Below are 23,821 nucleotides of genomic sequence, written 5' to 3' on the forward strand. Positions count from 1 at the left end.
CGTGCCTATTCAGTCTAAACGTTGGTTCGGGGCGGAAATGAGCCTCATCGCGATCGTTATGTTCATCGTCGAATTCGTCCGGGGAGCCGTCCTCGTCAGCCTGCTTCCCATCTATGGGGCGAACACGCTGGGACTGTCGTCGGACGTCATCGGAGCGGCCATCTCCGCTCACTATATTACGGATACGATTCTGAAAATCGCCATCGGCTACTTGCTCGACCGTTTCTCCGCCAGACTGGTCGTTCAGGTCAGCCTGATAATCGCGCTTGCGGGCGTCTATGCGCTGCAGTTCGCCGACGTGCCCTGGATGTTCATCGGCGCCTCTGCGATCTACGGCATCGGCATGTCTCCGATCTGGATTGTCTGCCTGACGAAAGTGACGGAAGAACATCGTGCCACGCAGATGGGTTTTCTCTATACCATCTGGCTGTTCGGGCTCGGCAGCGGGCCGATCGTGTGCAATATTTTGCTCGACTATAGTTCGGATCTGACTTACTTGCTGCTCATCCTGCTGTCCGTCCTCGCCTGCGTGTTGTCCTTCTTCATGCGGAAGCAGACGGTGCTTAGCGGCACTACCCGTATCCCCTTGAAACGTCAAGTGGCCGTATTGAAGGACCGGCTGAACAAGATGAAGCTGCTGTTGCCTGGGATGATCCTCCAGACGATGGCCGCCAGTATGCTCATCCCGATCCTGCCAAACTTCGCCAGCGACGAACTGGGCTTTAGCGGCACCCAATATTCCATCCTGCTTACCGTCGGCGGGTTATTCGCGGTGGCCGGCCTTATTCCGATGGGCAAGCTGTCGGATAAGCTTGGCGGCGGCAGATGGTTCCTGGTTATCGGCTTCGGCGCGTTCGCCCTAGGATTGTACGTCTTGGCATGGGGTCTGTCGTTCTGGTATTGTTTAGGTATCGCGATCATTCTCGGCTTGTCGTACTCCACGATTCTGCCCACATGGAACGCATTGCTCGCCGCGTACGTACCTCCTAAGCAAGAGGGCGTAGGCTGGGGACTCTTGTCCACGTTCGAAGGGATCGGCGTCATGATTGGTCCCGTCGTCGGCGGCGTGCTTGCCTTATGGGGCGGCGAATCGACCGTATTCTGGACAAGCGCGGTCATCTTCGCTCTAATTGGACTATTCTACGCGTCATTGAAGGGGATTGGAGCTAAAACATGAGTACTTTGCAAGACTGGATCAACCATCTCAAAAACATGGACATCGACAGCATACAGCGGACGCTCGAAAGTTATTCGCAGTTCGGGCCGCTGCCGGGCCTTCTTCTTCCGTTCATCGAGTCGTTCCTGCCGTTCCTGCCGCTTATTCTCATTATCGCGGCCAATGCCAACATCTACGGTCTCGGCTTCGGATTCCTCTTCTCTTGGGTCGGGGTATCCGCGGGCGCGATCTGCGTCTTCTTCATCTGCCGCGCGCTTGGCAAGAACGTGAAAGAGAGGCTCATGCGGCGGTTCCCGAAATCCGAACGTTTCTTCAACTGGGTGGAGCGCAGAGGCTTCACCCCTTTGTTCCTGCTCGCCTGTTTCCCTTTCACCCCTTCCGTTGTCATCACCGTCATTTCCGGCCTGAGCAGAGTGCCGTTCCACACCTTCCTGCTCGCCACGCTACTGGGCAAAGCGGTCATGATTTTCTGCATTTCGCTTATCAGCTTCGATATCGGCAATCTGGTCGACGAGCCTTGGCGAATCTTCGTGTCCATCACGGCGGTGCTGGTCATGTGGTTCGGCGGGAAGAGTCTGGAGAGCCGCTACCAGGTTAACGGTTAGGCGATGACCACCATGAACTGGATCGATATCGGCGCGACGACGTTAGTGCTTCTTCTCGCCGGAGCGCTCATCGGCGCGATGTTCCTGATCGTCCGCGTCGCTTCCGGCGACTCGGAGAGCTCCAAGACGGTGCGCGACATGGTCGAGACGCTGTTCGGAACGCCCGCCCACTTGCGAAGCGGCAGCGATTCCTCCTCTGGGCAGGCCGATGCCGTCTCCAATGCGAAGGCGGCAAGCGGCGCTTCCGCAGCTCCCTTCCGGGAACCTTGTCCCGCATGCGGCGCGGAAGTGACCGAGCGGGATGCCGTCTGCCCTTCCTGCGAGCTTCGATTATTATAACTTCGATTCCATTCGCCTTCGGAACTCATACAATTCTTCCTCCCGTGGCAAACTAATGCCGATCTTCCTTGAGCAAGATCACATTTCCTGCAAAGGGGCGATACACATGTCACGCCACAAGCATCATTCCGATCGCCAGAAAGCAGCCGGCAAGGCGCAATCGTTAGCGGATCAAGGCGCCGGAAGCAAAGAGCAGGCAAGCGAGCTTCAATCCGAGGCCGACCGCGCGGCCGTACCGAAGCACGGATTGTAAGTTTTGGATCCGCGAGCTAGCGGCCCCGGCCGAGGCTAGTTCGGACCCGGATCCGGGCGGGAGCAAGGACCGCGCGGGCCGGGCAGCAGCATTTCCAACATGTTCCGCAAAGGGGTAATTGGCATCATGAGCAATGAAGATAAGCATACGCATAGGATGGAACCTCTCTCCGGTGAGCCCGTCGAAGCAGACGGCGTCTACCGCAACGAATGGGGGCGCGACGAGAAGCTGGAACGCGGCGACGTGTTCCCTGCCGACCCCATTATGGGAACGACGGAGTGGAAGCAGGTCGAGCTCGAATTCGACAATCATCACGAAGGACGGACCGATCCGCGTCTCACTCCGCACGACGACGACGACGATCCGGAAGCGCACATGCAGCATCCAAGGCGGCATAAGGGCAGCAATAAGGAGTAAAAAAAATGGCGGTGCAAGGGATCGCAAACCCCCTTGCACCGCCATTCTCGTTCGCGCCGTATTCCGATCGCCACCCGTCTGACTAGGGTGATGCCCGCTCGAAGCGTTCGCCGGGAGAAGTTACATTCCCGCCTTCGGGTCCTCCAGCATCAGCCCGCTCCGGGCGACTTCGACCCCGTTCACCCATAACGTGAAGACATGGCTTCCCGCGTAATGCTTGCGCGTCGACAGGTCGGCGAAGCGATGCGTGCGCGTCCCCTCCGCCCGCTTGCCGGGTTCGAACTCGCGATCCGACAGCAGGAATCGCTTGAGCGAGGTTTTCCCGCCCGACTTGACGAAATCGATGCCGTACTCGACGCGGAGCTTGAGCGGTTCCCCGCTTCCGTCTTCGCCGGCAGGCGTAAACGCGTAACGCAGGATAACGTCCTCTCCAAGCGCGATCACCTCCCGCGACAGCTTCAAGGAAGCTTCTTCGACGAGCGGTGCCGCGTCCGCGCCCCCGCCTGTGTAACCGAACAATTCCATGATCTCGGGGTCTGCGCGCTTGATCAGCGTACGGCACGCATGCCTCACGATCCAATCCGTCAGTGGATTGTCGCCCTTCCATCGCTTCGCGATCCCTATGACGAGATCCGGATGATCCTTCGCGATATCGTTCAGGTGATTCGCGACGCTCTTGCGCACGTAGAGCGACGGGTCGGCCTTCAGCCGCTTCAGCACCGGCAATACCGGCGACGGATCCCGCTTGAACATCGGCAGCGCCGGCGCCCAGGGCAGCCTAGGCCTCGCTCCTTCGCTCGCGAGTCTCCGAACATGCTCATTCGGATGCTCGGCCCACTTGAGCAGCTGCGCGGCCATGCGCTCCGACTGCGCCAATATAAACGGCCTGACCGCATACTCCGCCGTCGAACGCTGCGTGAACCGCTCCAGCGCTTCCATCGAATGCGTCCAGTCCGCCTCCGCCATGCCGAACAGCTCCACGAAATCCGGGAAAAATAAATAAGGAAATCCCGTACACGATTCGTCGACGAGATACAGCACGTCCAGCGCCTCGCGATAATCGGCCGGCAGCGTCTTTCCCAGCGATTCCGTTATTCGCCGAGTTCTCGCTTTCAGCTCCAGGCTCTCCCAGTCGTCGCCTCGCACCAGCGCAAGGAACCTATTCTCGTCGAACGGAGACCATGCTCCTTTCATTCGAGCAGCGAACTGCTCCAGAAACATGCCATCGTATATATATTTCAGCGGCTCTGCCATCGCTATTACAGCTCCTATCTTCACCCAAAAAGGGATCGTATGTTCTTATATAGGTATATCATAGCGAAGCAGCTTCCGCAAGCCGAACCGATCGATGCTACCTTGCTGCCGCTCCGCCTCCTTCATGCAATTCGGAGGGAAATGCGATTCGGAGCGTCGTGCCGACGCCCATTTCGCTCTCGATCGCGATATGGCCGTTATGGTTCTCGACGATTTTGTAGGTGACCAGCAATCCCAGTCCCGTGCCCTTGTCTTTGGTCGAATAGAACGGCTGTCCCATCTTCGCGAGCTGATCTTGCGGGATGCCTGTTCCAGTATCCGTCACACAGACCAGGATCATCCCCCGCTGGTCCGTCTTCAGCTCGATTCGCAGCGTGCCGCCTTCCTGCATGGCTTCGACCGCATTCTTCATGACGTTAATAAAGGCTTGCTTCAGCTGAATGCCTACGCCGAGCACCCACGCTGGATCGTTCCCGAAGCGATGCTTGATGCGCACCCCTTGAGCCATGGCCCGCGCGCCGATCGCGGCGGAAGACTCGGATAGCAGCTCCTTCAGATTCGTTCGCTTCAACTCGTAAGCCTGCGGCTTGGAGAGCATAAGCAGCTCGCTTACCGTGCTCTCGATTCGGGATAGCTCGGCCTTCATAATCGGGTAGTATTGATTGCCGAGAACGCGTCCCGAAGCGATGAGCTGCACGAAGCCTTTGAGCGACGTTAAAGGATTCCGGATCTCGTGGGCGACGCCCGCGGCCAGCTGCCCTGCGATCGACAGCTTCTCCGCGTTGACGTACAGCTGCTCATTGCGCTTGCGCTCGGAGATGTCGCGAATCATGACTTGCTCCACCGGCTTGCCGTCATACGTCGTACGTATGCGTACCATCTCCGTCAGGATGAGATTGCCTTTCAGCGTCCGCCACTGCAGCTCGATCGGACCGAGCTCGGACTCCCCCTCCATCGGAACATGCTGCAGCCACGCCTGCATCTCCGTATGATTGCTCCCATGCAGCATACTGAAGATACAGTTCCCCATCAGCTCATGTTCGCCTTCCGCCTCGAACAAGCGCAGCCCGGACGGGTTCAGATATTCCCATCGGCCATCGACGATGATCGCGATCGTATCCGTCGAGTTCTCGACAAGCAGCCGATAACGTTCGTCGATCTGGGTAATCTTCTTCATGCCGAGCCAAGTCGTATAGAAAAACGCAATAATAAGCATCGTCATAATCCCCAGCATAAAAGCGAGCAGCATTAAAAAATCGTTGAGCCGGTCCATGGTCATGACATGACGGTATTCCACGGTCAGCGCCTGCATGCCAAGCGTATGCATCGCCAGGCTGCTAAGCCCGACCGCAACGCTGCCGGACAAGTACCGCCACTGCGTGCGGCGGCGGAGCAGCACGATCGCCGCATAAGATCCGGCGAAGCTGATAAAGAACGAAATGAAGGCCAGCGGGACGTCCATATCGATTTTTTGAATAGAGTGGCTAAGGATGGAAAAGTAGTGCAGCCAAGTGACGGCAACCGCCAGAAGGAACGAGGCGGCGGCTTCGGCGAGCCGCTTCGAAAGCTTGCTGTGATGGTAGCACCACAGCGCGCATGAAACGAGAAAGGCGGTCGAGGAGAAATTAACGGCCAGCGTCCACTGAACGTTCAGCATGAAGTCCGAGGCAAGCAGAATCACGACGTGCATCGCCCATAAACCGAGCGTAAACACCAGGGAAGATCCGACAATGCCGAAGAAGGTGCCTTGTCCGTTATCCGGCTTCTTCCGCCGCTGCATTTGGAACATCGTATACGTTGCGAAGCTTATAATAAACAGGGAGAGCAGAAGAAAGGACGGGCTCCCGAGCTGAAACAGATGATTCATCGCGCTCCTCCAGGTTACAAATTGTGAGGGTTCTCTAGAAAGTTCGACATTTTTCCATAATATCCTTTTCCTATAAGCCAAGTCTGCCGCAATTTGACGCCTTTCTATCTTTCCGCCCTTGTAATCGCCGGTTAGCAATGCTAGATTTGGTGTACACTTGTAGTAGATTAATGTAGGAATGTTTTCGCAAACGGAGGGTATTTTTATGAAAATCGTAAAAGAGTTCAAAGAGTTCGCCATGCGCGGCAACGTCATCGACCTCGCGGTCGGCGTCATTATCGGCGGGGCGTTCGGCAAAATCGTCACTTCGCTTGTCAACGACATTATTATGCCGCCGATCGGAAGACTGCTGGGGGGCATTAATTTCAGGGATTTGAAAGTTGCTTTGGTGGATCCGAGCACCTATACAGGCAAACCTGAAGAGCTCCCTTACATAAAGTACGGCCAGTTCATCAACGTGCTGCTCGACTTTGTCATCGTCGCGTTCTGCATCTTCCTGCTCGTGAAGGGCATTAACGCGCTGCGCCGCAAGAAGGAAGAGCCGGAGAAGGCTCCTGCCGATCCGACGGAAAAAGAATGTCCGTACTGCTTGTCGCAAGTGCCGATCAAAGCGACGCGTTGCAAGCACTGCACCTCTCATCTGGAGGAGAACGCCGCGAATGCCTGAGGAGCGATTCGATATTTACGATGAGGACATGACTCCGCTCGGCACCGCGACGCGTTCGGAGACGCACGCGAACGGCTATTGGCATCGTTCATTTCATTGCTGGCTGATCCGGCGAGAAGGCGGCCGTAAATGGGTTCGGTTCCAGCGCCGTCAACTCGTGAAGGATACGAATCCCGGCTGCTACGACATTACGGTGGCCGGCCATCTGACGGCCGGCGAGTCGATGCGTGACGCCGTCCGCGAAATCGAGGAGGAAGTCGGCGTAACCGCCGGATTCGAGGAGCTGATCCCGCTCGGCCAAGTGCGCGAGGACGCCAGCGGGATGATCGGCGGCAAGCTCTTCGTCGACAGGGAAGTCAGCGACGTGTTCGCGCTCGTCTGCGACTTGCCGCTGTCTGCGCTCCGCCTGCAGCCGGAAGAAGTACTCGGCGTGTATGAGGCAGATCTCGGCGACATGCTGGCGCTCTTCCGCGGCGAGCTGGAGGAGCTTGAGGTTGCCGGAGCGGAGCTCGCGGAGGATGAAGCAGCGCACGATCGTTCCCGCTTAACTCCCTGCGTCCGCACCGTTCGCACCGATCAATTCGTCCCCCGCGACAACGGCTACTACGAGGACGTTATGGAGAAGCTTCACGAATCCATCGTGCGGCTCCCGTGAACGTACCGCAATGCAAAAGGAGAGGCATGCCCGAGGCTGCCTCTCCTTTGTGTTAGTTGGCTTATCATTCTGCTTGTTTCCCCATGCTTAGGCGCGGAATTTAATAGAATCCGCAGCCGCCGCCGCAGCCGCCGCCGCAGCGATGGCGCAGACTTCTTACGCAAATGTCGAAGTTGACGATGGCCGAGTTGTTGCGACCGAAGCCGCAAGCGATTTTGACGCAATCGTAGCCTGGTTTCTTGAAGAAGCAGACGGCTCTGCAGTCGCGGTCCAGCAATCGGTTAACCGCTCTGAAATCGCAGTGGCGGATGGCAGCCACCAACTTTCTGGCATTGCTCCGCTTGCGCAACCTGGCGAACGATTGGCTTAATTCTCTGCCTGCCTCTTGAACGCCTCTAACCGCATTACCGCGATGTCTGTGATCTCCGCTATAACAACCGCTTATTTCCAATCTATCGGACATAATGAACCCTCCTCTCTACCACATTACTCTATTGTATGCGGCCGAGGACGACTCGCTTGGGTAGATTGATAGAGTCATTCGCCAATGCCAATCAATTCCCAAACACTTACTAATGTTATTAACAATTGGGTATGTTAATATCGTGTCATGCAGAACATAATTCATATGCGTAAGGGGATCAATCAACCAGATGAAAAGTGAAAAATCGTTTGTCGTCGCGTTAATTCTGTCCATTCTAGTCGGCTCGCTCGGTATCCACCGTTTCTACGTCGGCAAGATCGGAACGGGCATTCTTCAGCTTGTAACGCTCGGCGGACTCGGCGTGTGGGCTCTCGTCGACATCATTCTTATCGCGGTAGGCAGCTTCAAAGACAAACAAGGCCTCGTTCTCAAACCATAACGATAAAACTCCACCGCAATTGATTTTGCGGTGGAGTTTTTAATTATACTTTTGCTTTTTATTAGGGTATCCGACTTCTCCATAAATATCCGCTCTTCATCGCCAATGCGCTCTCGATGAGATCGGCATCTTCTCGCTCATACTTACATCGCTTTCAAAATGGCTTCGTGAATGAGCCGGCGCGTCCCGAGCAGCCAAGCGATGCGAACGGGATATTTTTTGAATTGGAGCGACTCCTCCGTCTCCTCTTCCAGCAAGGCAAGCGCCTTCTCCCTTCCCGCTAACGCCTCCAGCAATTCCAGAGCGCGCTGGTCCTGCAGCGCCTCGCGGAACACCTCCCACCGGATGGAATCGATAGGTCCGTCCGGGCCGGGATAGACGACAAAGGCGTCGCCCGAGGCGAAAGCGCAGTCCGCGTCCGTCACCTTGTACGGGTCGACCGCGCGCCTAGCGCCTTGGCTGTACCAGAAGTTATAGCCCCAATGCAGGAAGCCTTGAATGCCGAATTTGTACATTTGCATGCCGATGATCCGGTTTCTTGCGGACGGCATGGCGAAGAAACGGTTGGAGACATCCCTGTGCTGGGCGCAGCAATAATAGGTCCACAGCGGATCGACCTTCCCTTCGAGGAACCGGTCCATATGATCGTTGGCCGGAACCGGTATTTCCACCAGACCTTGCTCGTAGAAGGCGTAGTCTGACAAGGCATCTAGGAACCGGAAGCCTTTAAGATGTTTCTTCAGAATATCGCTGGCCCTGCGGTACGCTTCCAGTTGCTCCAATACAGGCTCATCCGAGACGTGGAAATAAAAGTCGTTCTCCATCCCTCTCGATCGAATGAACGCCGTCAGCTTCGGCAAAAACGCGTCAAGGAATGCCTCGTAGCATTCCCCCGCCGCATCCGTCTCCCAGCCGAAAATGCGTCGCTCCCCTTCCGGCGTCTTCGCCATGATCTTGGGCGCATGGGCGGCGCCCCACTGCGTGAACAGATGGGAGCATTCGAAATAATGAATGCCCGCTCGCCGGCACATGTCGATCCAACGCTCCAGCTTCCCGAAGCCAAAGGCATATTCGTTCTCGCCCGCGACGTCCACGTCGATGAGCTGCATTGTAAGGCGCTCTTCCCCGACCGCCGTATCCAATGGCGGCGTGAAGAGCGGGGTCAGAAGCATGTTCACGCCATGCTCCGCCGCGTTGCGGGCATAACGCTCCAGCAGCTCCCAATGTCTCTCGCTGAAAGCGTCGACTCCGTATTGCGTCGCGATGCAATCCGCATGGAACCATTCCGTATGAATCAGCTTCTGGGTCGGAAGCTCGACCGGAATGATCTCAAGGGTGAAGGTTTCCTTGCCCAGGTTTTCCCCATTCTCATCCAAGAAGCTGACGCTGATTTCATAGAAGAGACTCTTCTTCGCGAAAGCGACGGATTCCGGCATGGAAGGGATTCGAACAGTCAGCCACAAGGAGCGCCATTGGCCCGGAAGCGCCTTGAATTCCGCCTCGAGCGGATAAAGCGGATCGGGATACAAGCCCGGCGTTGTCCGGATATAATTGGCGTCGGGATTATCGTATACAGGCAGCTCCGAAGGCGACAGTCCCACTGAACGCACCGTAATAAAGGGAAGCAGCTCGGAATCGGCTTCAATCTTCGCCCGAACCGAACGGATAAGATGGGACGAACAATAGGCAGCCTGAAAGCTGAACGTCTCATTCCACATCGCGCTTCCCGTCTGGACAGCTTCGTCTGTGAGAACTTCATCTGGGAATACTTTGCTCAGCGAGCTTAAGCATCTTGTTGCAAAATTTTTCGTTTGCTGCGTCATCGTATATCCTCCTCATTCGGCCGATGCGTCGGAAGCTCCGCAATCGTGCCGTCGTTTTGTCTAATCCAAGTATCGAATCCTCGTTCACCTGCGCGAAGCCGAATGACGCGGGCGCCTGTCTTGAACCGATCGTTGCGCGCACCGTCCACATAACTGACATAGCGAGTGGAGCGGCCGTAGCAAAGGCGGATGCCTTGCAGCTCTCCGCTGAAATCATTGGCATGGTCGTGGCCGACGAAGGTGCCCATGATATCGCCCATCTCCACCATCGCCGCGAACATGCCGGAGTTGATGCGGGGAGAGCTTACTCCCTCGAAGCAATGGCCGTGACAAGTTGTCGTCTCCCATGCCTCCCGGTACTCGGGTAACGGAATGTGGAAGAAAGCGAGGGAAGGCAGCGGAACGCCTCCTGCCGCGATCGTGCGCTTACGTGACTCCGTCACATACCAGTCGATCTGGTCGCGGCGAATCCAGTCGTAGCCTCCGACGGAGGGCAGCTGCGAATAATCGCCGCTGTCCAAGAAGTAGAGTGCGGCGCAAGGGGTGCCGTCCTTGTCCGTTAATGTCACGGAATAATTGCCGAAGCCGCTGACATGCGGCGGGTCCGGCTGCGCGACGGTATAGCGGTGCGCCAGCTGCTCCTCGTTCATCTCGCTTCGCGTGACCGCTCCTTCGGAATCATGGTTGCCGAATACGGCGGCCCATGGAATGCCCTTCTCCTCGGCGACCGCCACCGCCTGCCGGAACGATTCGCGCGGATCCTTGCCGCGCGCGCTTGCCGTAACATCGCCGGCGAAGACGATCAGGTCCGGCTTCTCGTGCGCGATGACCGTCTCCATCGTTGCTCTTGCCTCCGCGTTATGATCGGGCGTATCCGGATCATAATCTCCCTCCGAAATAAATTCCGTATCGGAAAACTGGACGATGACGAACGTGCCGTCCTCGCGATAGGTCAGTTTTTTGTCCATTGCAGCTATCCCCTCTCTGCGTGTAAACGCGGTTCCGCTCGGAACCAAAGTCCAATGATAAGGAATAAGACGGCGCTGGCGATATATACGGTCGTGATGCCGTACTTGCTCCCCAAAGCGGCATAAGCCAATGCCGGGCCGACTGCCGCTCCCAAATCCGTGCTAACCGTGTAAGCGGTTATCGTTTTGACGGTAGACGTCCCTTTCGCCTCATCAGCGGCCATCGCATCCAACAGCGTGCCTAGCGCGGTCGTTGTCATCATGACGTAGACGACGGTGAGCAGCCATACTTCGAGCGGCAGCTTCCACGGCATCAGCGCATATCCGGCAGCCGACGCGGCCAGCGTTGCTATAAAGAGAGGCACCCTGCCCTTAGGGCCATCGGATATGCCTCCGATAAAGGCGCCCAGGAATGGCTCCCACAAGCACCGCAGAGCCTGCAGCAATCCGGCCAGCGCCGCGCTGCTGAGTGCGATACCGGCCACGGCGATTTCCGATTGGCCGATGTCGTCTATTAAATAACTTAAGGTTGCTCCGAATACGGCATGAAGCATGGCGATCATAAAGCCGCTTGCGATCATGCGCTTCACCCGCGGCGTCCACGCCGACGAGATCGCTTTAGCTGCCTCCCCGCCCGTCTTCTGTCCGGTATTCTCTTGCGCTTTGTCTTTCGTAATAAAGAATGCAATAATCGGCAATCCGAGCACCGCCAGCGAACCGAAGACGATCGAGACATTCGCCAAACCGTATATCGGCACGAGAAGCCCGCCGAACAATACGCCGACAAGGCTGCCGAGCCTCCATACTCCGTTATACCGTCCCATAAGATGGCCGCGATTCGAATCGTCGGAATAACGAATGACCGTCAAATAACCGCCCATTCGCAAGAGCGACCAAGCAAACCCCCACAAGGAGCGAAGAATCAGCCATGCCGCGAAGCCCTTCCATACGCCGTAACCAATCGTGGTGAACGCGCCGACGACGGTGGCAAGCGCTAGGCCCGTTCGCAAAGTTATTCGATTGTAGAGCCAACCGATCAAAGGATTGAGGGGCAGCCTGACGAACCGGTTCATGGAAAGGATGACGCCAACTTGCCAGAGAGAGGTTAGTCCCGCCTCCTCCCAATAAATCGGCAGGATGACATATAACATCGAGTCCCCGAACAGCGCCAGGCCCGATACCGCTCCCACCGCGATAACCGCGCGCTCCGAGCGTCGTCTTATTGATCGTTCTCGTCCTTCATCCATTAGACGTTGATGACCAGCCCATCATAAGCGACGCGGATTCCCGCCGGGGCGAAAGCCTTCTCCCAATCGTCGTGCAGCATTCCGGAATTATGCGTAAAATGCGTTACATACAGCTGGCTGTTCTCGTTGATGACGCCTTGCTCCCGCCATTCGCGCTGCACTTCCAGCACCGTCTCAATGTTCATATGGCCGGAATTCCGATTGTTGCCCGTAAAGCCGTGCGTGCAATCCAGAATAGCCAAATCGATTTTTTTGTCCTTCAGCCACTCCCACGTATCTTCCGGGAACCAGCCCGTATCATGTCCGTAGAACAGCCGCTTGCCTCCGCGCTCCACATAATACAGCAGGCAAGTTTCATTCCGGTCGTGATCGGCGGGCAGCGGAGTAACTACGGTATCTCCGAACGTAAACGGACGGAACGGACGGACCAATTGGAAGGCCAGCCGGTTCCCTCCGTAAATGCCTAGCTCGGCATAGCTGCGCGTAATGACAGCGTCATTGCCGTATATCTTCATCGGAGCTTCCAGTCCATGGGCGTACTCCTCTACCCGGCAGAACAAATCTTCCGGAATAAAGTGGTCGCAATGCGTATGCGTGAACAGCAAATGTTCGATCGATCCGAGATCGATGCCGTCCCGAAGCGCCTGCATGCTCGAATCCGGCGAATAATCGAATTTGATGATGTCGTCAATGATGACGGAGCTTCTTGTCCTTATATTTTTGCCGCCCAGCTTTCGCGCTTCAAGGCAAGCGTTGCATCTGCAGAATACGTTCGGAAATCCTTCGGCCGCAGCCGTCCCCAAAAAATGTACCTTCATGACTAACATCCTCCCGAATCTATTATTGCTTCAGCTCTGCTTCTTGTTTCGCTTCTTGCCTATCCACACTGCCATCTGCCAGTCGCAGCCATGATTCGAACTGCCTCTCTCCCTCACGCAGACGAATGACTCGCGCCCCCCGCGGGAAACCTTCCTTGCCGTAGGTGTTGTAGCCGGACGCTCGTCCATACGTAAGACGGATGCCGTACAGCTCGCCCCAGAAGTCGTTAATGTGATCGTGGCCGACGAAAGTGCCCATCACGTCGCTTCGCTCCACCATAGCGGCAAACAAGCCAGAGTTGATCTTCGCGCTGCATACGTTCTCATGCTTCTGCCCGAAGCATGTTCCCTTCGCCCATACCGTCTCGTATTCCGGAAGCGGAATATGGAAGAAGGTAAGCGCCGGCAGCGTCTCTCCCCCGTTCTTCTCGGCGAATTGACGAGATTCTGCGGCGTACCAGTCAATCTGATCCCGGTTGATCCATGCGTAGCTGTCGACATGCTTCAGCTTGGAATAATCACCGCTATCCAAGAAGTACAGCGCCGCTGCCGGCGTTCCGCCGCTCCCCGCCACCTGCAATGCGTAATTGCCGAAGCCTCTCACCCCGGGCGTATGCCCCGTAAGGCTTCCCTGCTGCGAACGCAGGTAACCGAGCACTTCCTCTCTAGTCACATTCGCCTCCGCGTCGTGATTGCCGAGGACGGCCGCCCAAGGCACTCCGCTGCGAACCGCTTCAGCCACGACCTCGCGTACGGATCGTTCCGGATTTTCGCAATGCTCGCTATAGATCAAATCGCCGGTGAACACGATCAGGTCGGGCTTCTCCTCCCGGATCACCTCTTCCATTAACGCGCGCGTCAGCTCATCCTTCTCGTCCCCGTTCTGCCAATGCAAATCCGTAAATTGGACGATTGTGAACGTGCCGTCTTCATTAAACTTTAACTGCTTATCCATCGTATCTGATCTCCCCCAAAGAAGGCCTATTTCCCTTTATGTTAGGCAGACTTCGCTCTTGCTGGCAATAGTTAAAAACGTCATAAAGTTAACCATTTGTGCGAAAGACAAGAAGGACGCCCGAAAGCGCCCGACTTGTCAAAAAAAACGATATTAGCGCTGCAATATTGGAAAATCTTGCAGCAGGGCTTCCAGCGCGTTCTATCGTACCGATTGTACGCTGATTTCAACAATGCACGAACTCCGCATATATTTAACCATTTGTGCGGGAACAGTACGAAATGTTCTTTATGATCGGAAGCTATCTGTAAAGCTTGTTAGATCAATGATGCTGCCATCTATTCTGGATTGCTCTGCGGCAATAGCCATTAAGTGGCTCTGAACCGACTGATCCGCCGATGTTAGGCCTTGACTCTTGCCATCCTCTCTTACCAGCCTCAAGAAATCCTTGATTAATCCCATATCACCGCCGCCGTGACCAACGTGACCGCCCATATTCTCCAATGAGATCTGCTCCGCTTTGCCGCTGTCAAAATGAATGATTTCGATTTCGTTTTTCTCCATAGCGCCGCGAATTTCACCTTTGGTTCCCATTAGTTTGATCGTACGGCTGACATCCTTCGTAAACGCGCTCATCGTAAATGCGACAGTGACAGCATTTGCGAACTCGAGATTGACGACTTGATGATCGACGACATCGTTATCGCAATAATAGACGCATCTGCCGTAGGGTCCTTCTTTCAGCGCCTTATAACGGGCATCATAGCTCAAATCATCGCTTATCGCCGATGTAGGCCAGTTCGTGTCGTCTGTTAAATAATGCTTAGGCGCATAGTATAGACACTCATCCGACACCGGACAGCCATCCAAACAACGGAACGGAGCCCCTTCCGGAGCTTGATCGGCAGTAAAATGTGATAGCGATCCGAAAGAGGATACTCGCGTACAATCCGCACCCGCCAGCCAGAGCAGAATATCGAGATCATGACAGGACTTGGCTAGAATCATCGGACTGGACTCCTCTTCGCGGCGCCAATTCCCTCTGACGAAGCTATGCGCTTGATGCCAATAACCCACATTTTCATTATGAGCGATGGACATCAGCCTTCCGATCGCTCCATTATCCAACAGTCTTTTTATGGTAGAGAAGAAATGCGTATACCGAAGAACGTGGCATATCGAAAATACACGATTGACTCGCGTCGCCATCTCCCCCATAAGGATACATTCCTTGGCATCCGGCGACATGGGTTTCTCCAGAAGGACATGATATCCAGCCTCAAGCGCCCTCATTGTCGGATCAAAATGCTGTTTATCCTGCGTGCAAATGAGGACGGCATCCGCGAGTTTGGGAGCCGCAAAAAAATCGTCCCAGCTCTCGAAGCATTGGTCATCGTCCAGTCGATGCTTCGCTTTAAAGCTATCCCTTCGTTCGGCAATCGGCTCCGCAACGGCAACGACTTGCAACTCGTCAGGATGCTGAAGAGCATACTCCAAATAATTGACTCCCCGTAATCCCGCTCCAATTAATGCAACGGTAACCTTCTTCATCGATCATCCATCTCCCTGATGTAAGCATTACTGCTATTCCTTGACGCTTCCAACTGTCATTCCTTTGACAAAATACTTTTGCAAGAACGGATACACTAACATAATCGGCAATGCGCCCATAAAGATTTGCGCGGTTTTGAGAGACTTCTCGCTGAGGTTCTCCATGACTTTGAGCTGTTCGAGCGACATCGACGACATCTGGGCGTTAATGGACATGATCAACGTAGACAGATAGGTTTGAAGCGGATATTTCTCCGGCGAATTCAAATATAGAATACCGTCGAACCAAGAGTTCCAGTGGCCGACAATGGTGAACAGCCCGATGGTTGCAATCGACGGAAGAGACACAGGCAAATAAATTTGCCAAAGCACCCGCAAGTGTCCCGCACCGTCGATCGTAGCCGCTTCATCCAATTCTCTTGGAATGGATCTGAAAAAATTCAGCATCAGGACCATGTTCCATACGTTTAATGCCCCAGGCAAAATAAGCGCCCAGACGGAATTAATCAATCCTGTTTCTTTGACCACGATATAAGTAGGAATGAGCCCGCCGCCGAAAAACATCGTGATCGCAAAAAACCAGACATACGGCGTTCTATATTTAAACTGATCATTCGATTTGGATAGCGGATAAGCCGAAATAAATACGAGCAGCATATTGACGATCGTACCAAGCAGGACCCGCTCTATCGAAACCCAAAACGAACGGAAAAACTCTACCTTCTCTCCTAGATAGGCATATGAATCCCAGGTAAACCCGACAGGCCACAGCTTCACTTCTCCAGCCATCGCCGCTGTATTGGAGCTAAGCGAGATCGCGAGCAAATGGATGAACGGAATAACCCCGAGCAATGTAATGAGAGTCAACAATAACGTATTGAATACGACAAAGAGTTTCCTGCTGATTGTCTGCTTGTGTAACACGGCACTACCTCCTGCCTAAAATATTCGATAGTTATTGTATTTGTAAGCTGCGTAGTAGGTCAGTGATACCAACGCCAGCGAAATTACGGATTTAAAGAGACCGACTGCTGCGGCTGGACCAAATTGTTGACTGAACATCCCCAGTCGATAGACGAATGTATCGATAATATCCGCCCCCTCATAAACCGTAGGGTTGTACATGATCAAGATTTGTTCGAAACCCGCGTTGAGAACGCCGCCTAAGCTTAATACAGCCAGCAGAATAAGAATCGGCGCCATGCCGGGCAGCGTAATATGAATCATCTGCTTCCACTTCCCTGCCCCGTCCACCTCCGCGGCTTCATAGAGCGTAGCATTGATTCCCGTAATCGCAGCCAGCATCACGATCATGTTGTAGCCCATGCCCTTCCAAACGTCCGATCCAATGATAATCCCTCTAAACCATTCATTATCCAGCATAAACATGATAGGCTCCATACCAAATGCCGTAATTAAGCTATTAACAGGCCCGTTCAATGAGAATAGCTCAATAATGACGCCTCCAAGGACCGTCCATGACAGAAAGAAAGGCAGAAAAATAGCGGATTGGATAAAGCGTGAAAACCATCTTCTCGTTACTTCATTCAACAATAGCGCGAGAATGAGCGGAACAAGCAGGAACAGCACCATTTTGAAAATCGAGATGATAACCGTATTCCAGAGCACTTGATTGAAATCCGGCAGATTGAATACATAGCGGAAGTTGTCGAGGCCGACAAGCTCCGATTTGAAAAAACCGGACAACGGTTCAAACTGTTGAAATGCCATGATAAGACCGGCCATTGGTCCGTATGCATAAATCAATGTAACGATAACGCCGGGCAATAACATCAGGTGCAATATATACTCTTTTTTCAGCGTTCTCATAGGCGGTCTCCTTATCCTCGCTAATTTGAAAAGGGGAGGCATCGTCGATCGTTCGACTCCACGCTCCCGCTTTACAATCAGGATTATTTCGGTTGCTTGCTAAACCATTCATTGACCTCTTTCGTAATGTCGTCGCCGCCTAGCGTCTTCCAGCTTGCAACGAACTTATCGAATTCATCGAGAGATTCTCCCATGATGATTTTGGTGAAGGACTCTTGCATCAGCTTGTCTAGTTGACCGCCCTTCTCTACTTGCGTCGAAGTAGGCAGGCCATAAAATTCGTTATTGACGAATGCTTGGCTTTCTTTAACGCTACGAGTCAATCCCCAGCCGCCTTCCTTGGCAACGCGGCTATAATATTGTCCCCAGTTCACGCCTTTTGTCGCGGTCTCCGTATTTCCTGCAAGGAAATCCTTTGACGCTTTGAACACTCCCGCTACGTTCGTGTAATTTTCATCATCCAATGTGATTTCGGTCTGATTCGCATCCAGCGCTTTATTCACTTCGGTATAGACCGTTTCAATCTGGGCAGGATTATAAACCCGCGGATTATACCAATTATATACAAATCCATCTTCAGGTTTTTTCAGGTCCATGTATTTCTTATAGCCGATTTCAATGTAATAATTCATCATCTTAATGATCGCTTCCGGATGTTTAAACTCCTTATTCACCGCGTAGATTTTTCCGGCGCGAATTTTGGGTACAAGCGATTTGCCCGGTCCGTCAAGCCCCGGAATTTGAACGGCAATCCATTCCGCCTTCGGGTCCTTGTCTACGTTCATATTGAGCGGCCAGTTCGGATACCACCATTCGCCGTAAGAAATGCCGACCTTGCCCGAAGTGATATCTTCCACTACTTTGTTCTCGTCCTTGAGCGCGAACTCTTTGTTGATAATCCCCTTCTGATACCAGGACTGCAGCTTGCCTAGCGCCGTCTTTACTTCGGGCTGAATCAAGCCCGGTATGAGCTTCCCTTCGCCTTCTTTGATCCAGGCGGACTGGGCATCGCCAACGGATGGGTAGGCGCCGAATCCATTAAAGAAACCTCTAACATCGAAGCCCCAGAAAAACAAGGTTTTCTGCAAGGCAACGCCGTAAGTGTCGGCTGTGCCATTCTGGTCCGGATCGTTGTTAACAAATGCTTCTGCGACCTTCTCCAGTTCATCCATCGATTTCGGCGCCTGCAGATTCAAGTTATCCAGCCAGTCTTTCCGAATCCAGAGCAGCTGCGTAGAGAGGAACGGATCCTCGAACACGGGAATGCCAAGCTGCTTGCCGTCCGAGCTGAACGTTTTCATCGTGAACCCGCCGTCGGACCCCATATACTTCTTTAGAGCCGGAGATGCGTATTGTTCATATGCCTCCGTCAGATCAGCCAACATATCTTGCTGTTTCAACTTCTCGAAGTTTTTCGGGTCCAGCTCCAGAAGATCGGGCAGATCGCCCGATGCCATGGCGAGCGAAAATTTTTGCTCGTATTGGTTGGAAGGAACCATCCATTTGAATTTCACGTCGATATTCATCATCTCTTTGAGATCTTTGAGGTAGGCATTCTTATCGGGCGTAATCCCTTTAGGGATTCTTGGGTCTTCCGGCGGATTATACCCGATGACTTGCGACACGGTTACGGTCTCGGGATATTTGCCTAACGGATCTGGTGCGGTTGCTTCGTTTCCTGCATTGTCGGAAGGCGGTGGTGCAGTTGACGGTTCGGCATTGTTAGAGCCTTGATTCGAACAGGCTGCAACGACCGAAAGCAACAGTGATGATGCCAAAACCCATTTCATTGTTCTGTACTTTTTCATTGAAACGCTTCCCCCTTTATTGTAATTACGGTTTAGCAATCTTGCTTCATTTGTAATTGTAAGACGGGGCGAAAGCGGTTTCAATTTCAAGATTCTTACTTCGCTTTTACTTTGTTTACCACAATAGAATTTCTGAGTTTCCGAGATAGCGGAAACTTGGAAATTCTATTTGGCGATAAAACCTACCTTTAAACGCGGTCGCACATCTCCGAAAAAGGCTTCGATAGAGGTTTTCTCACCACTTACCTAGAATTCCGATACTCCTGAGGCGAAAGTCCCGTCATTTTTTTGAAAAAAGTCGTAAAGTAAGAGGGGGAATCGAAACCCGCCTTGACCGCAATTTCATTTAATTTTAAAGAGGTCGTCATCATCAAGTTAATGGCGACATTCATTTTCGTAGATTGAATATAGTCGAACAGATTGTGCCCCGTGATCTGTTTGTAGTAACGCGATAGATAGGAGGGGTTGAAATGCATTTCGTCTGCAATAGCCGTTAGAGACACATCGCCGGATAGATGCTCATGAATATAGTGATGGATTTGTTCAATCAGCGATTTCTTGCTGTCGTCTTGCCGTATTCCTCCGCTTATATATCGTGCCGCTTCAGATCCGGCCGACTTTTCGAGATCAACGATAACGACTTTTTGACCGAGCAGAATTCGGTTATGGATCATCGTGCGAACAGCTTCCACCAGGAGATGAATATTGTCCTGCTTTCCTAACAAATTTCCGGAAATGCCGAATGAAACGGAAGTGTCCAATACGTCTTCGCATTCGTTCTGGATGAGCTCAAGTATTCCTTTCATATACGAAACAAAGCCACGCGCTTCCGATTCCGCATCGGAAGGATCGCTGCCAAACCGCTTCAACAACTCCTCTGCCGGTTGAATAAGCCATACAAGCACGCTGCCGTCGTAGATCACCTTCTCATTCGCTATAGATGCGGGCAAATGATTGTCTACAATCCGCTGCATGGATTGCAACGCCTTTATTTTATGGACTTCAAGCCGGTCTACTTGTCCAACAAGGAAGAAGAAGGGGCGGTCCATAGCAATTTGAAAGTCCAACTCCGCATAACGCGATTGGCTAAGAAGAGATGTTATCGAATCTCCGCTTAGCATGCTCTCCATCAATTCTTTTTTCATGATCGGTTCCGCCATTTGAATGAGCAACTGCGCCTTTTCTTGATGGAGCCTGTTACGGTTATCTTCCTCTAATTTCGAAATGGCCTTCTTCACCTCTTGAAAAACAGGTTCGATGCCTTCCGTTTTTAGAATATAATTTTGCACATTTTTTCTGATCGCCTCAAATACATAGTCAAACTCGCTATAACCGGTAAGAAAGATGACTCGGCATGAAGGCCAATAATAAATAATTTCGTCCACTAATTGCAGGCCGTCCTTCTGAGGCATGCGAATATCGCTGATCAGAATATCTAATTTCGTTTTTCTCGCGATTTCTATCGCTTCATTCGAGGAATAAGCTTTGCATACATCCAGCTCCATTTCCTTATTTTCCCGAAAAAGCTGTACTAATCCATTTACAATGGCGGGTTCGTCGTCCACGATTAACAATCGATACATGATGATGCTCCTTTCTGCTGAACATGTATAATAAGCTCTACCTTTAATCCGCCGTGACGGCTTCGGGAGACGAATAAGCCGCTGCCCGCGCCATACGTTAATTCAAGTCGATTGCTAACGTTAATTAAACCTGTTTTTTCGATCTGTTGGGAGCTCGTCGCCAGCTGCTCCTGCAACTGCTCGAGCTTGGCATCCGTTAACAATTGACCGTTGTCTTCTACCGTTATGCGTACGGTATCGTCCATGTAACTAGCATCGAGATAGATCATTCTGTCCGGAGCGCCATCTTCAAAGGCGTGATCGAATACATTCTCAACGATCGGTTGAATAATTAGCCTAGGCACGTAAACGGAATATAGCCGTTGCGGTATTTCTGTATACTCGTACGAGACTCGGTTGGAGAAGCGAATGCATTGAATCTCGCAATAATCCAGCGCATGCTGGAACTCTTTGCTCAATAACACTTCATTGGCGCCGCTTCTCGTAATGTACTGATAATAATTGCCCAGCTTTTGAGATAGATTCGCGGCGCTGTCGGAATCCCCCACTTTGCACATCATATAAATATTATAGAAGCTGTTATAAAGAAAATGGGGGTTGATTTGGGACTGCAATTGCTTTAATTCCGAATGCTGCAGCGCTATTTTTTGCCCGTAATTCTCCTCTATGGAACGTTTCAATCTATGAGCCATGCGATTAAAGCTATGAAATAAATAATGAAATTCATCATTTCTTTTGGACTCCCCAACCAAGTTAAGATTGTCGGTCTCGATCTTGTGGAATGCCTTGACTAGCTTGGACAGAGGCCGGTGGATCATTAGATTGACAGAGAACGAGTATAGCACGAGCACAACAAAAGCAATGCCGAATAAAAAGTAGAACAATAAATTAAATTGACTCAATTGCTTTGTGATTTCATTTTGATTGACATACATGATTAGAGATAAATTCAAAGAACCGATATTGTTATGCGCAACAAAATAACGGATGCCTTCTACATTCTTCATTTTCGAATCATGCTCATCCAGACCGTCCAGTTCTTGGAGCAGCTGATGCTCAAAAGCCATTGTCCGGTCGTGCCCAGCCGTGGATATCAGGCTTCCAAGACTTTCGCTCCCTAAGAACACTTCGGAATCTCGGGATAAGGTTGCCGTTTGGCGCAGCGCGTCCAGCAGCTTCGATTTGGAAATCTCAATATACGACCAGATGCCGGCATTATTCTCAACTTCAATGAAGAAGATGCTCTCTCCCACCGAATAGAAAGAGGGTTTGGGCGAGGTGACGGATAACGAAGAAATGAGCTCGTACTCCGCATTAGGCGCATTCGTGACACCGCTTATGCTTGAGATGGTTTTGTCTATCGAGGCAATATAAACACCCGCGTTGGTTACGTATTCACTGGATTCCAAAATGGGAACGAGCCGGTCTTTTACTTGCTGAATTAATAAAACCTCTTCATATCCCTTAAGGCTTCCGCCCAGAAAGCTAAGCTTCTGCAAATCGCTGTCATTCAGAAATTGCAGTTGCTGATTACGAATAAAGTACATTTCCTTATCTAACTGATTGGCATAAAAGGATAGACCGGCCATGGCGGAATCAACGATCGTATTTTTCGAAAAAGATATCGCCTTGAAATTCACCCATATGTTTATCGAAAAAAGAGGAATAAGAAGAACAACGAATACAACGACAATTTTCTGGTAGACGAACCATTTCGCTTTACCGGCAGCTTGCAGTTTCATAGGGCCCCCCCTTATGATCTTAATGGTACGTTCACGGAATGTTTCGAGCAATGCACAAACTTCTCAATTATTTAACCAATTGTTTCAGATGAGTTTCTTTTATGTCAATAAGGAACATTTTCAAATAATCCTTAACAATAGGGTGGTGTATTATGGCTAAGCGACGAATTAAATTAATTGTTGTACCCTTGGGAATACTTTGGCGTAATGGAATTTCAGAAAGCGATGTTATGTTAATCTCAACTGAAAACAATAATTTTCGTCATTATTTATATATTAAAGACGGGAAACCTGCTGGAGTCATGACACTACAGAAGCGTGAAAAGTATAATTTCTGGTCCAGATATTACAATACTCAAGACATTTCTACTACTAACAGCACCCCTAATGTTACTTTGATTCAAAGTTTCCATCCTTTATATAAGGATAACCACCTTACATGGCAGCCTGTTTGGGGCGGTGTAGTTAGCCTTAATAAAGGCGAATATCAATCAGTTAAGATCCGCACTAAAAACGAACTTAGAGATCCTACTGCTTATGTAAAAGCAAAAGATAGTATCTATTTTTTCTTTGACGCGCCCGATATGACTATGGATGATAAAATTGAAATCCTTCCACAAAAATAATGGAGTAAATTAGACCAGCTCTCATCCGGACAAAGTCACCCTGACGGTGACTGACACGTAGCGAGTATACGGTTTCCCCTAACGGACAGGGAAGGCGTTATTATGCAGATTTGCTGTGTTTCAAACATGTAACGGACACCAACGCTTCTATTTGCTCCATCAAGGCGATATTTCGCTCCATCTCAGCTAAATAAGAATTCTGGTGTCCTTTACAATTTGTTTTTGCACGAAATCCTCCTCATAGAGTCGACTGTATCCGTTACGTTTTTTCTCAGGTTGCACGCCTCATCCACATCAGGCGAATATCATAATTTCCTAAACCAGGACAAATTCACCCTGACGGGTGACTCCGTCAAAATCAGGCGCACTATACCGAGAAATAAGGGGGAGTTCCTGCAATTGTGCAGGAATTTCATGCTTTTAAGCTCCAACGTTGGACATTTCCTGCTAATGTGCAGCAATCTTGGGCCGTACGGCTTAAGTCAGCCCATTGGGTACTCAAATCCTGCAGATTTGCAGGATTCTGCTATTAGCGGGGCCTAGCGAATGTGAAATTCTGCAGATTTACAGGATTGAAGAGCTTATTAACCGATGCATAATTTCCTAAGCTAGAGTAAAGGGCTGAAAAATTTCAGCCCCTCCTCATCAAACCGTACGTCAGTCTGTCTAACAATTGATTGCTTAGTACGCCTTAAAAGGTAGGTTTATGCAAGTTTACTCAAATAAACGTCGTACATTTTTGATTTCGAACGAGCTGGGTTTCTGAAGAGACG

The 23,821-nt window shown here is 51.7% G+C and carries 23 protein-coding genes; 9 read left to right on the forward strand and 14 right to left on the reverse strand.

Annotated elements, in window-relative coordinates; genetic code table 11:
- The first annotated feature begins 1 nt into the window (after position 1).
- From RB620_RS18035 to RB620_RS18055, 5 genes are all read left to right on the forward strand, one after another.
- Positions 2-1,177 carry an MFS transporter gene (locus RB620_RS18035; RefSeq protein ID WP_308096625.1) on the forward strand — a complete coding sequence of 392 codons (1,176 nt, stop codon included), beginning with the start codon at positions 2-4 and terminating at the stop codon, positions 1,175-1,177.
- Positions 1,174-1,782 (forward strand): TVP38/TMEM64 family protein, encoded by a 609-nt coding sequence (locus RB620_RS18040; RefSeq protein ID WP_308096626.1) that lies wholly within the window; start codon positions 1,174-1,176, stop codon positions 1,780-1,782. Before RB620_RS18035 ends, RB620_RS18040 begins: the two co-directional genes overlap by 4 nt.
- Before the next feature lie 12 nt (positions 1,783-1,794).
- Positions 1,795-2,121, forward strand: coding sequence for a zinc ribbon domain-containing protein (locus tag RB620_RS18045; protein ID WP_308096628.1), 327 nt, complete (start codon positions 1,795-1,797; stop codon positions 2,119-2,121).
- 106 nt (positions 2,122-2,227) lie between these two features.
- Positions 2,228-2,374, forward strand: a complete 147-nt coding sequence (locus RB620_RS18050) for a hypothetical protein (protein ID WP_308096629.1) — start codon at positions 2,228-2,230, stop codon at positions 2,372-2,374.
- 126 nt (positions 2,375-2,500) lie between these two features.
- The gene (locus tag RB620_RS18055) at positions 2,501-2,791 is read left to right on the forward strand and encodes a transposase (protein ID WP_308096631.1); all 291 of its coding nucleotides are present in this window, start codon (positions 2,501-2,503) and stop codon (positions 2,789-2,791) included.
- A gap of 120 nt (positions 2,792-2,911) precedes the next feature.
- On the opposite strand, the gene RB620_RS18060 is transcribed toward RB620_RS18055, so the two are convergent.
- Positions 2,912-4,045, reverse strand: coding sequence for a DNA alkylation repair protein (locus RB620_RS18060; protein WP_308096633.1), 1,134 nt, complete (start codon positions 4,043-4,045; stop codon positions 2,912-2,914).
- A gap of 97 nt (positions 4,046-4,142) precedes the next feature.
- Positions 4,143-5,912: an ATP-binding protein gene (locus tag RB620_RS18065; RefSeq protein WP_308096635.1), complete on the reverse strand. Its 1,770-nt coding sequence runs from the start codon at positions 5,910-5,912 to the stop codon at positions 4,143-4,145.
- 205 nt (positions 5,913-6,117) lie between these two features.
- Between RB620_RS18065 and mscL the strand changes: the two genes are divergently transcribed.
- Together mscL and RB620_RS18075 are read left to right on the forward strand one after the other, a co-directional pair.
- The gene (gene mscL / locus RB620_RS18070) at positions 6,118-6,579 is read left to right on the forward strand and encodes a large-conductance mechanosensitive channel protein MscL (RefSeq protein ID WP_308096636.1); all 462 of its coding nucleotides are present in this window, start codon (positions 6,118-6,120) and stop codon (positions 6,577-6,579) included.
- Complete coding sequence (locus RB620_RS18075) at positions 6,572-7,234, forward strand: NUDIX hydrolase (protein ID WP_308096638.1); 663 nt, start codon at positions 6,572-6,574, stop codon at positions 7,232-7,234. The genes mscL and RB620_RS18075 overlap by 8 nt, the downstream gene beginning before the upstream one ends.
- 100 nt (positions 7,235-7,334) lie before the next feature.
- Here RB620_RS18075 and RB620_RS18080 read toward each other — a convergent pair whose 3' ends face one another.
- Positions 7,335-7,697, reverse strand: coding sequence for a hypothetical protein (locus RB620_RS18080; protein ID WP_308096640.1), 363 nt, complete (start codon positions 7,695-7,697; stop codon positions 7,335-7,337).
- Positions 7,698-7,887: 190 nt separating this feature from the next.
- Here RB620_RS18080 and RB620_RS18085 point away from each other — a divergent pair, with 190 nt between their 5' ends.
- Positions 7,888-8,097, forward strand: coding sequence for a TM2 domain-containing protein (locus RB620_RS18085; RefSeq protein WP_308096641.1), 210 nt, complete (start codon positions 7,888-7,890; stop codon positions 8,095-8,097).
- Between the two features lie 143 nt (positions 8,098-8,240).
- Here RB620_RS18085 and RB620_RS18090 read toward each other — a convergent pair whose 3' ends face one another.
- From RB620_RS18090 to RB620_RS18140, 11 genes are all read right to left on the reverse strand, one after another.
- Positions 8,241-9,920, reverse strand: coding sequence for a DUF4091 domain-containing protein (locus RB620_RS18090; RefSeq protein WP_308096643.1), 1,680 nt, complete (start codon positions 9,918-9,920; stop codon positions 8,241-8,243).
- Positions 9,917-10,888 (reverse strand): metallophosphoesterase family protein, encoded by a 972-nt coding sequence (locus RB620_RS18095; RefSeq protein ID WP_308096644.1) that lies wholly within the window; start codon positions 10,886-10,888, stop codon positions 9,917-9,919. Before RB620_RS18095 ends, RB620_RS18090 begins: the two co-directional genes overlap by 4 nt.
- Before the next feature lie 5 nt (positions 10,889-10,893).
- Positions 10,894-12,078 (reverse strand): MFS transporter, encoded by a 1,185-nt coding sequence (locus RB620_RS18100; protein ID WP_308096646.1) that lies wholly within the window; start codon positions 12,076-12,078, stop codon positions 10,894-10,896.
- A gap of 56 nt (positions 12,079-12,134) precedes the next feature.
- Entirely contained in the window at positions 12,135-12,953 is an 819-nt protein-coding gene (locus tag RB620_RS18105; RefSeq protein WP_308096647.1) for an MBL fold metallo-hydrolase, read from the reverse strand.
- A gap of 22 nt (positions 12,954-12,975) precedes the next feature.
- Entirely contained in the window at positions 12,976-13,908 is a 933-nt protein-coding gene (locus RB620_RS18110) for a metallophosphoesterase family protein (RefSeq protein WP_308096649.1), read from the reverse strand.
- A 288-nt stretch (positions 13,909-14,196) separates the two neighbouring features.
- Entirely contained in the window at positions 14,197-15,459 is a 1,263-nt protein-coding gene (locus tag RB620_RS18115; RefSeq protein WP_308096651.1) for a Gfo/Idh/MocA family protein, read from the reverse strand.
- Between the two features lie 33 nt (positions 15,460-15,492).
- Positions 15,493-16,383, reverse strand: coding sequence for a carbohydrate ABC transporter permease (locus RB620_RS18120; RefSeq protein ID WP_308096653.1), 891 nt, complete (start codon positions 16,381-16,383; stop codon positions 15,493-15,495).
- 15 nt (positions 16,384-16,398) lie between these two features.
- Positions 16,399-17,289, reverse strand: coding sequence for an ABC transporter permease (locus tag RB620_RS18125; RefSeq protein ID WP_308096654.1), 891 nt, complete (start codon positions 17,287-17,289; stop codon positions 16,399-16,401).
- An 83-nt stretch (positions 17,290-17,372) separates the two neighbouring features.
- The gene (locus tag RB620_RS18130) at positions 17,373-19,097 is read right to left on the reverse strand and encodes an extracellular solute-binding protein (RefSeq protein WP_308096656.1); all 1,725 of its coding nucleotides are present in this window, start codon (positions 19,095-19,097) and stop codon (positions 17,373-17,375) included.
- A gap of 242 nt (positions 19,098-19,339) precedes the next feature.
- A complete protein-coding gene (locus tag RB620_RS18135; RefSeq protein ID WP_308096658.1) occupies positions 19,340-20,680 on the reverse strand; it encodes a response regulator transcription factor in 1,341 nt (446 codons plus the stop codon).
- Positions 20,665-22,422 (reverse strand): sensor histidine kinase, encoded by a 1,758-nt coding sequence (locus tag RB620_RS18140; RefSeq protein ID WP_308096660.1) that lies wholly within the window; start codon positions 22,420-22,422, stop codon positions 20,665-20,667. The genes RB620_RS18135 and RB620_RS18140 overlap by 16 nt, the downstream gene beginning before the upstream one ends.
- Before the next feature lie 152 nt (positions 22,423-22,574).
- Here RB620_RS18140 and RB620_RS18145 point away from each other — a divergent pair, with 152 nt between their 5' ends.
- Positions 22,575-23,048, forward strand: a complete 474-nt coding sequence (locus RB620_RS18145; protein ID WP_308096662.1) for a hypothetical protein — start codon at positions 22,575-22,577, stop codon at positions 23,046-23,048.
- The last annotated feature ends 773 nt before the right edge of the window (positions 23,049-23,821 follow it).

The organism is Paenibacillus sp. LHD-117, from assembly GCF_030929555.1.
Classification (GTDB): domain Bacteria; phylum Bacillota; class Bacilli; order Paenibacillales; family Paenibacillaceae; genus Pristimantibacillus.

Excerpts from the sequence above, each read along its gene's own strand:
- RB620_RS18045 (WP_308096628.1), top strand. The coding sequence starts at position 1,795 with ATGAACTGGATCGATATCGGCGCGACGACGTTAGTGCTTCTTCTCGCC.
- RB620_RS18050 (WP_308096629.1), top strand. The coding sequence starts at position 2,228 with ATGTCACGCCACAAGCATCATTCCGATCGCCAGAAAGCAGCCGGCAAG.
- RB620_RS18110 (WP_308096649.1), bottom strand. The coding sequence starts at position 13,908 with ATGGATAAGCAGTTAAAGTTTAATGAAGACGGCACGTTCACAATCGTC.
- RB620_RS18080 (WP_308096640.1), bottom strand. The coding sequence starts at position 7,697 with ATGTCCGATAGATTGGAAATAAGCGGTTGTTATAGCGGAGATCACAGA.
- RB620_RS18075 (WP_308096638.1), top strand. The coding sequence starts at position 6,572 with ATGCCTGAGGAGCGATTCGATATTTACGATGAGGACATGACTCCGCTC.
- RB620_RS18105 (WP_308096647.1), bottom strand. The coding sequence starts at position 12,953 with ATGAAGGTACATTTTTTGGGGACGGCTGCGGCCGAAGGATTTCCGAAC.
- RB620_RS18090 (WP_308096643.1), bottom strand. The coding sequence starts at position 9,920 with ATGACGCAGCAAACGAAAAATTTTGCAACAAGATGCTTAAGCTCGCTG.
- RB620_RS18115 (WP_308096651.1), bottom strand. The coding sequence starts at position 15,459 with ATGAAGAAGGTTACCGTTGCATTAATTGGAGCGGGATTACGGGGAGTC.
- RB620_RS18130 (WP_308096656.1), bottom strand. The coding sequence starts at position 19,097 with ATGAAAAAGTACAGAACAATGAAATGGGTTTTGGCATCATCACTGTTG.
- RB620_RS18140 (WP_308096660.1), bottom strand. The coding sequence starts at position 22,422 with ATGAAACTGCAAGCTGCCGGTAAAGCGAAATGGTTCGTCTACCAGAAA.
- RB620_RS18135 (WP_308096658.1), bottom strand. The coding sequence starts at position 20,680 with ATGTATCGATTGTTAATCGTGGACGACGAACCCGCCATTGTAAATGGA.
- RB620_RS18085 (WP_308096641.1), top strand. The coding sequence starts at position 7,888 with ATGAAAAGTGAAAAATCGTTTGTCGTCGCGTTAATTCTGTCCATTCTA.
- RB620_RS18060 (WP_308096633.1), bottom strand. The coding sequence starts at position 4,045 with ATGGCAGAGCCGCTGAAATATATATACGATGGCATGTTTCTGGAGCAG.
- RB620_RS18145 (WP_308096662.1), top strand. The coding sequence starts at position 22,575 with ATGGCTAAGCGACGAATTAAATTAATTGTTGTACCCTTGGGAATACTT.
- RB620_RS18065 (WP_308096635.1), bottom strand. The coding sequence starts at position 5,912 with ATGAATCATCTGTTTCAGCTCGGGAGCCCGTCCTTTCTTCTGCTCTCC.
- RB620_RS18125 (WP_308096654.1), bottom strand. The coding sequence starts at position 17,289 with ATGAGAACGCTGAAAAAAGAGTATATATTGCACCTGATGTTATTGCCC.
- RB620_RS18040 (WP_308096626.1), top strand. The coding sequence starts at position 1,174 with ATGAGTACTTTGCAAGACTGGATCAACCATCTCAAAAACATGGACATC.
- mscL (WP_308096636.1), top strand. The coding sequence starts at position 6,118 with ATGAAAATCGTAAAAGAGTTCAAAGAGTTCGCCATGCGCGGCAACGTC.
- RB620_RS18055 (WP_308096631.1), top strand. The coding sequence starts at position 2,501 with ATGAGCAATGAAGATAAGCATACGCATAGGATGGAACCTCTCTCCGGT.
- RB620_RS18095 (WP_308096644.1), bottom strand. The coding sequence starts at position 10,888 with ATGGACAAAAAACTGACCTATCGCGAGGACGGCACGTTCGTCATCGTC.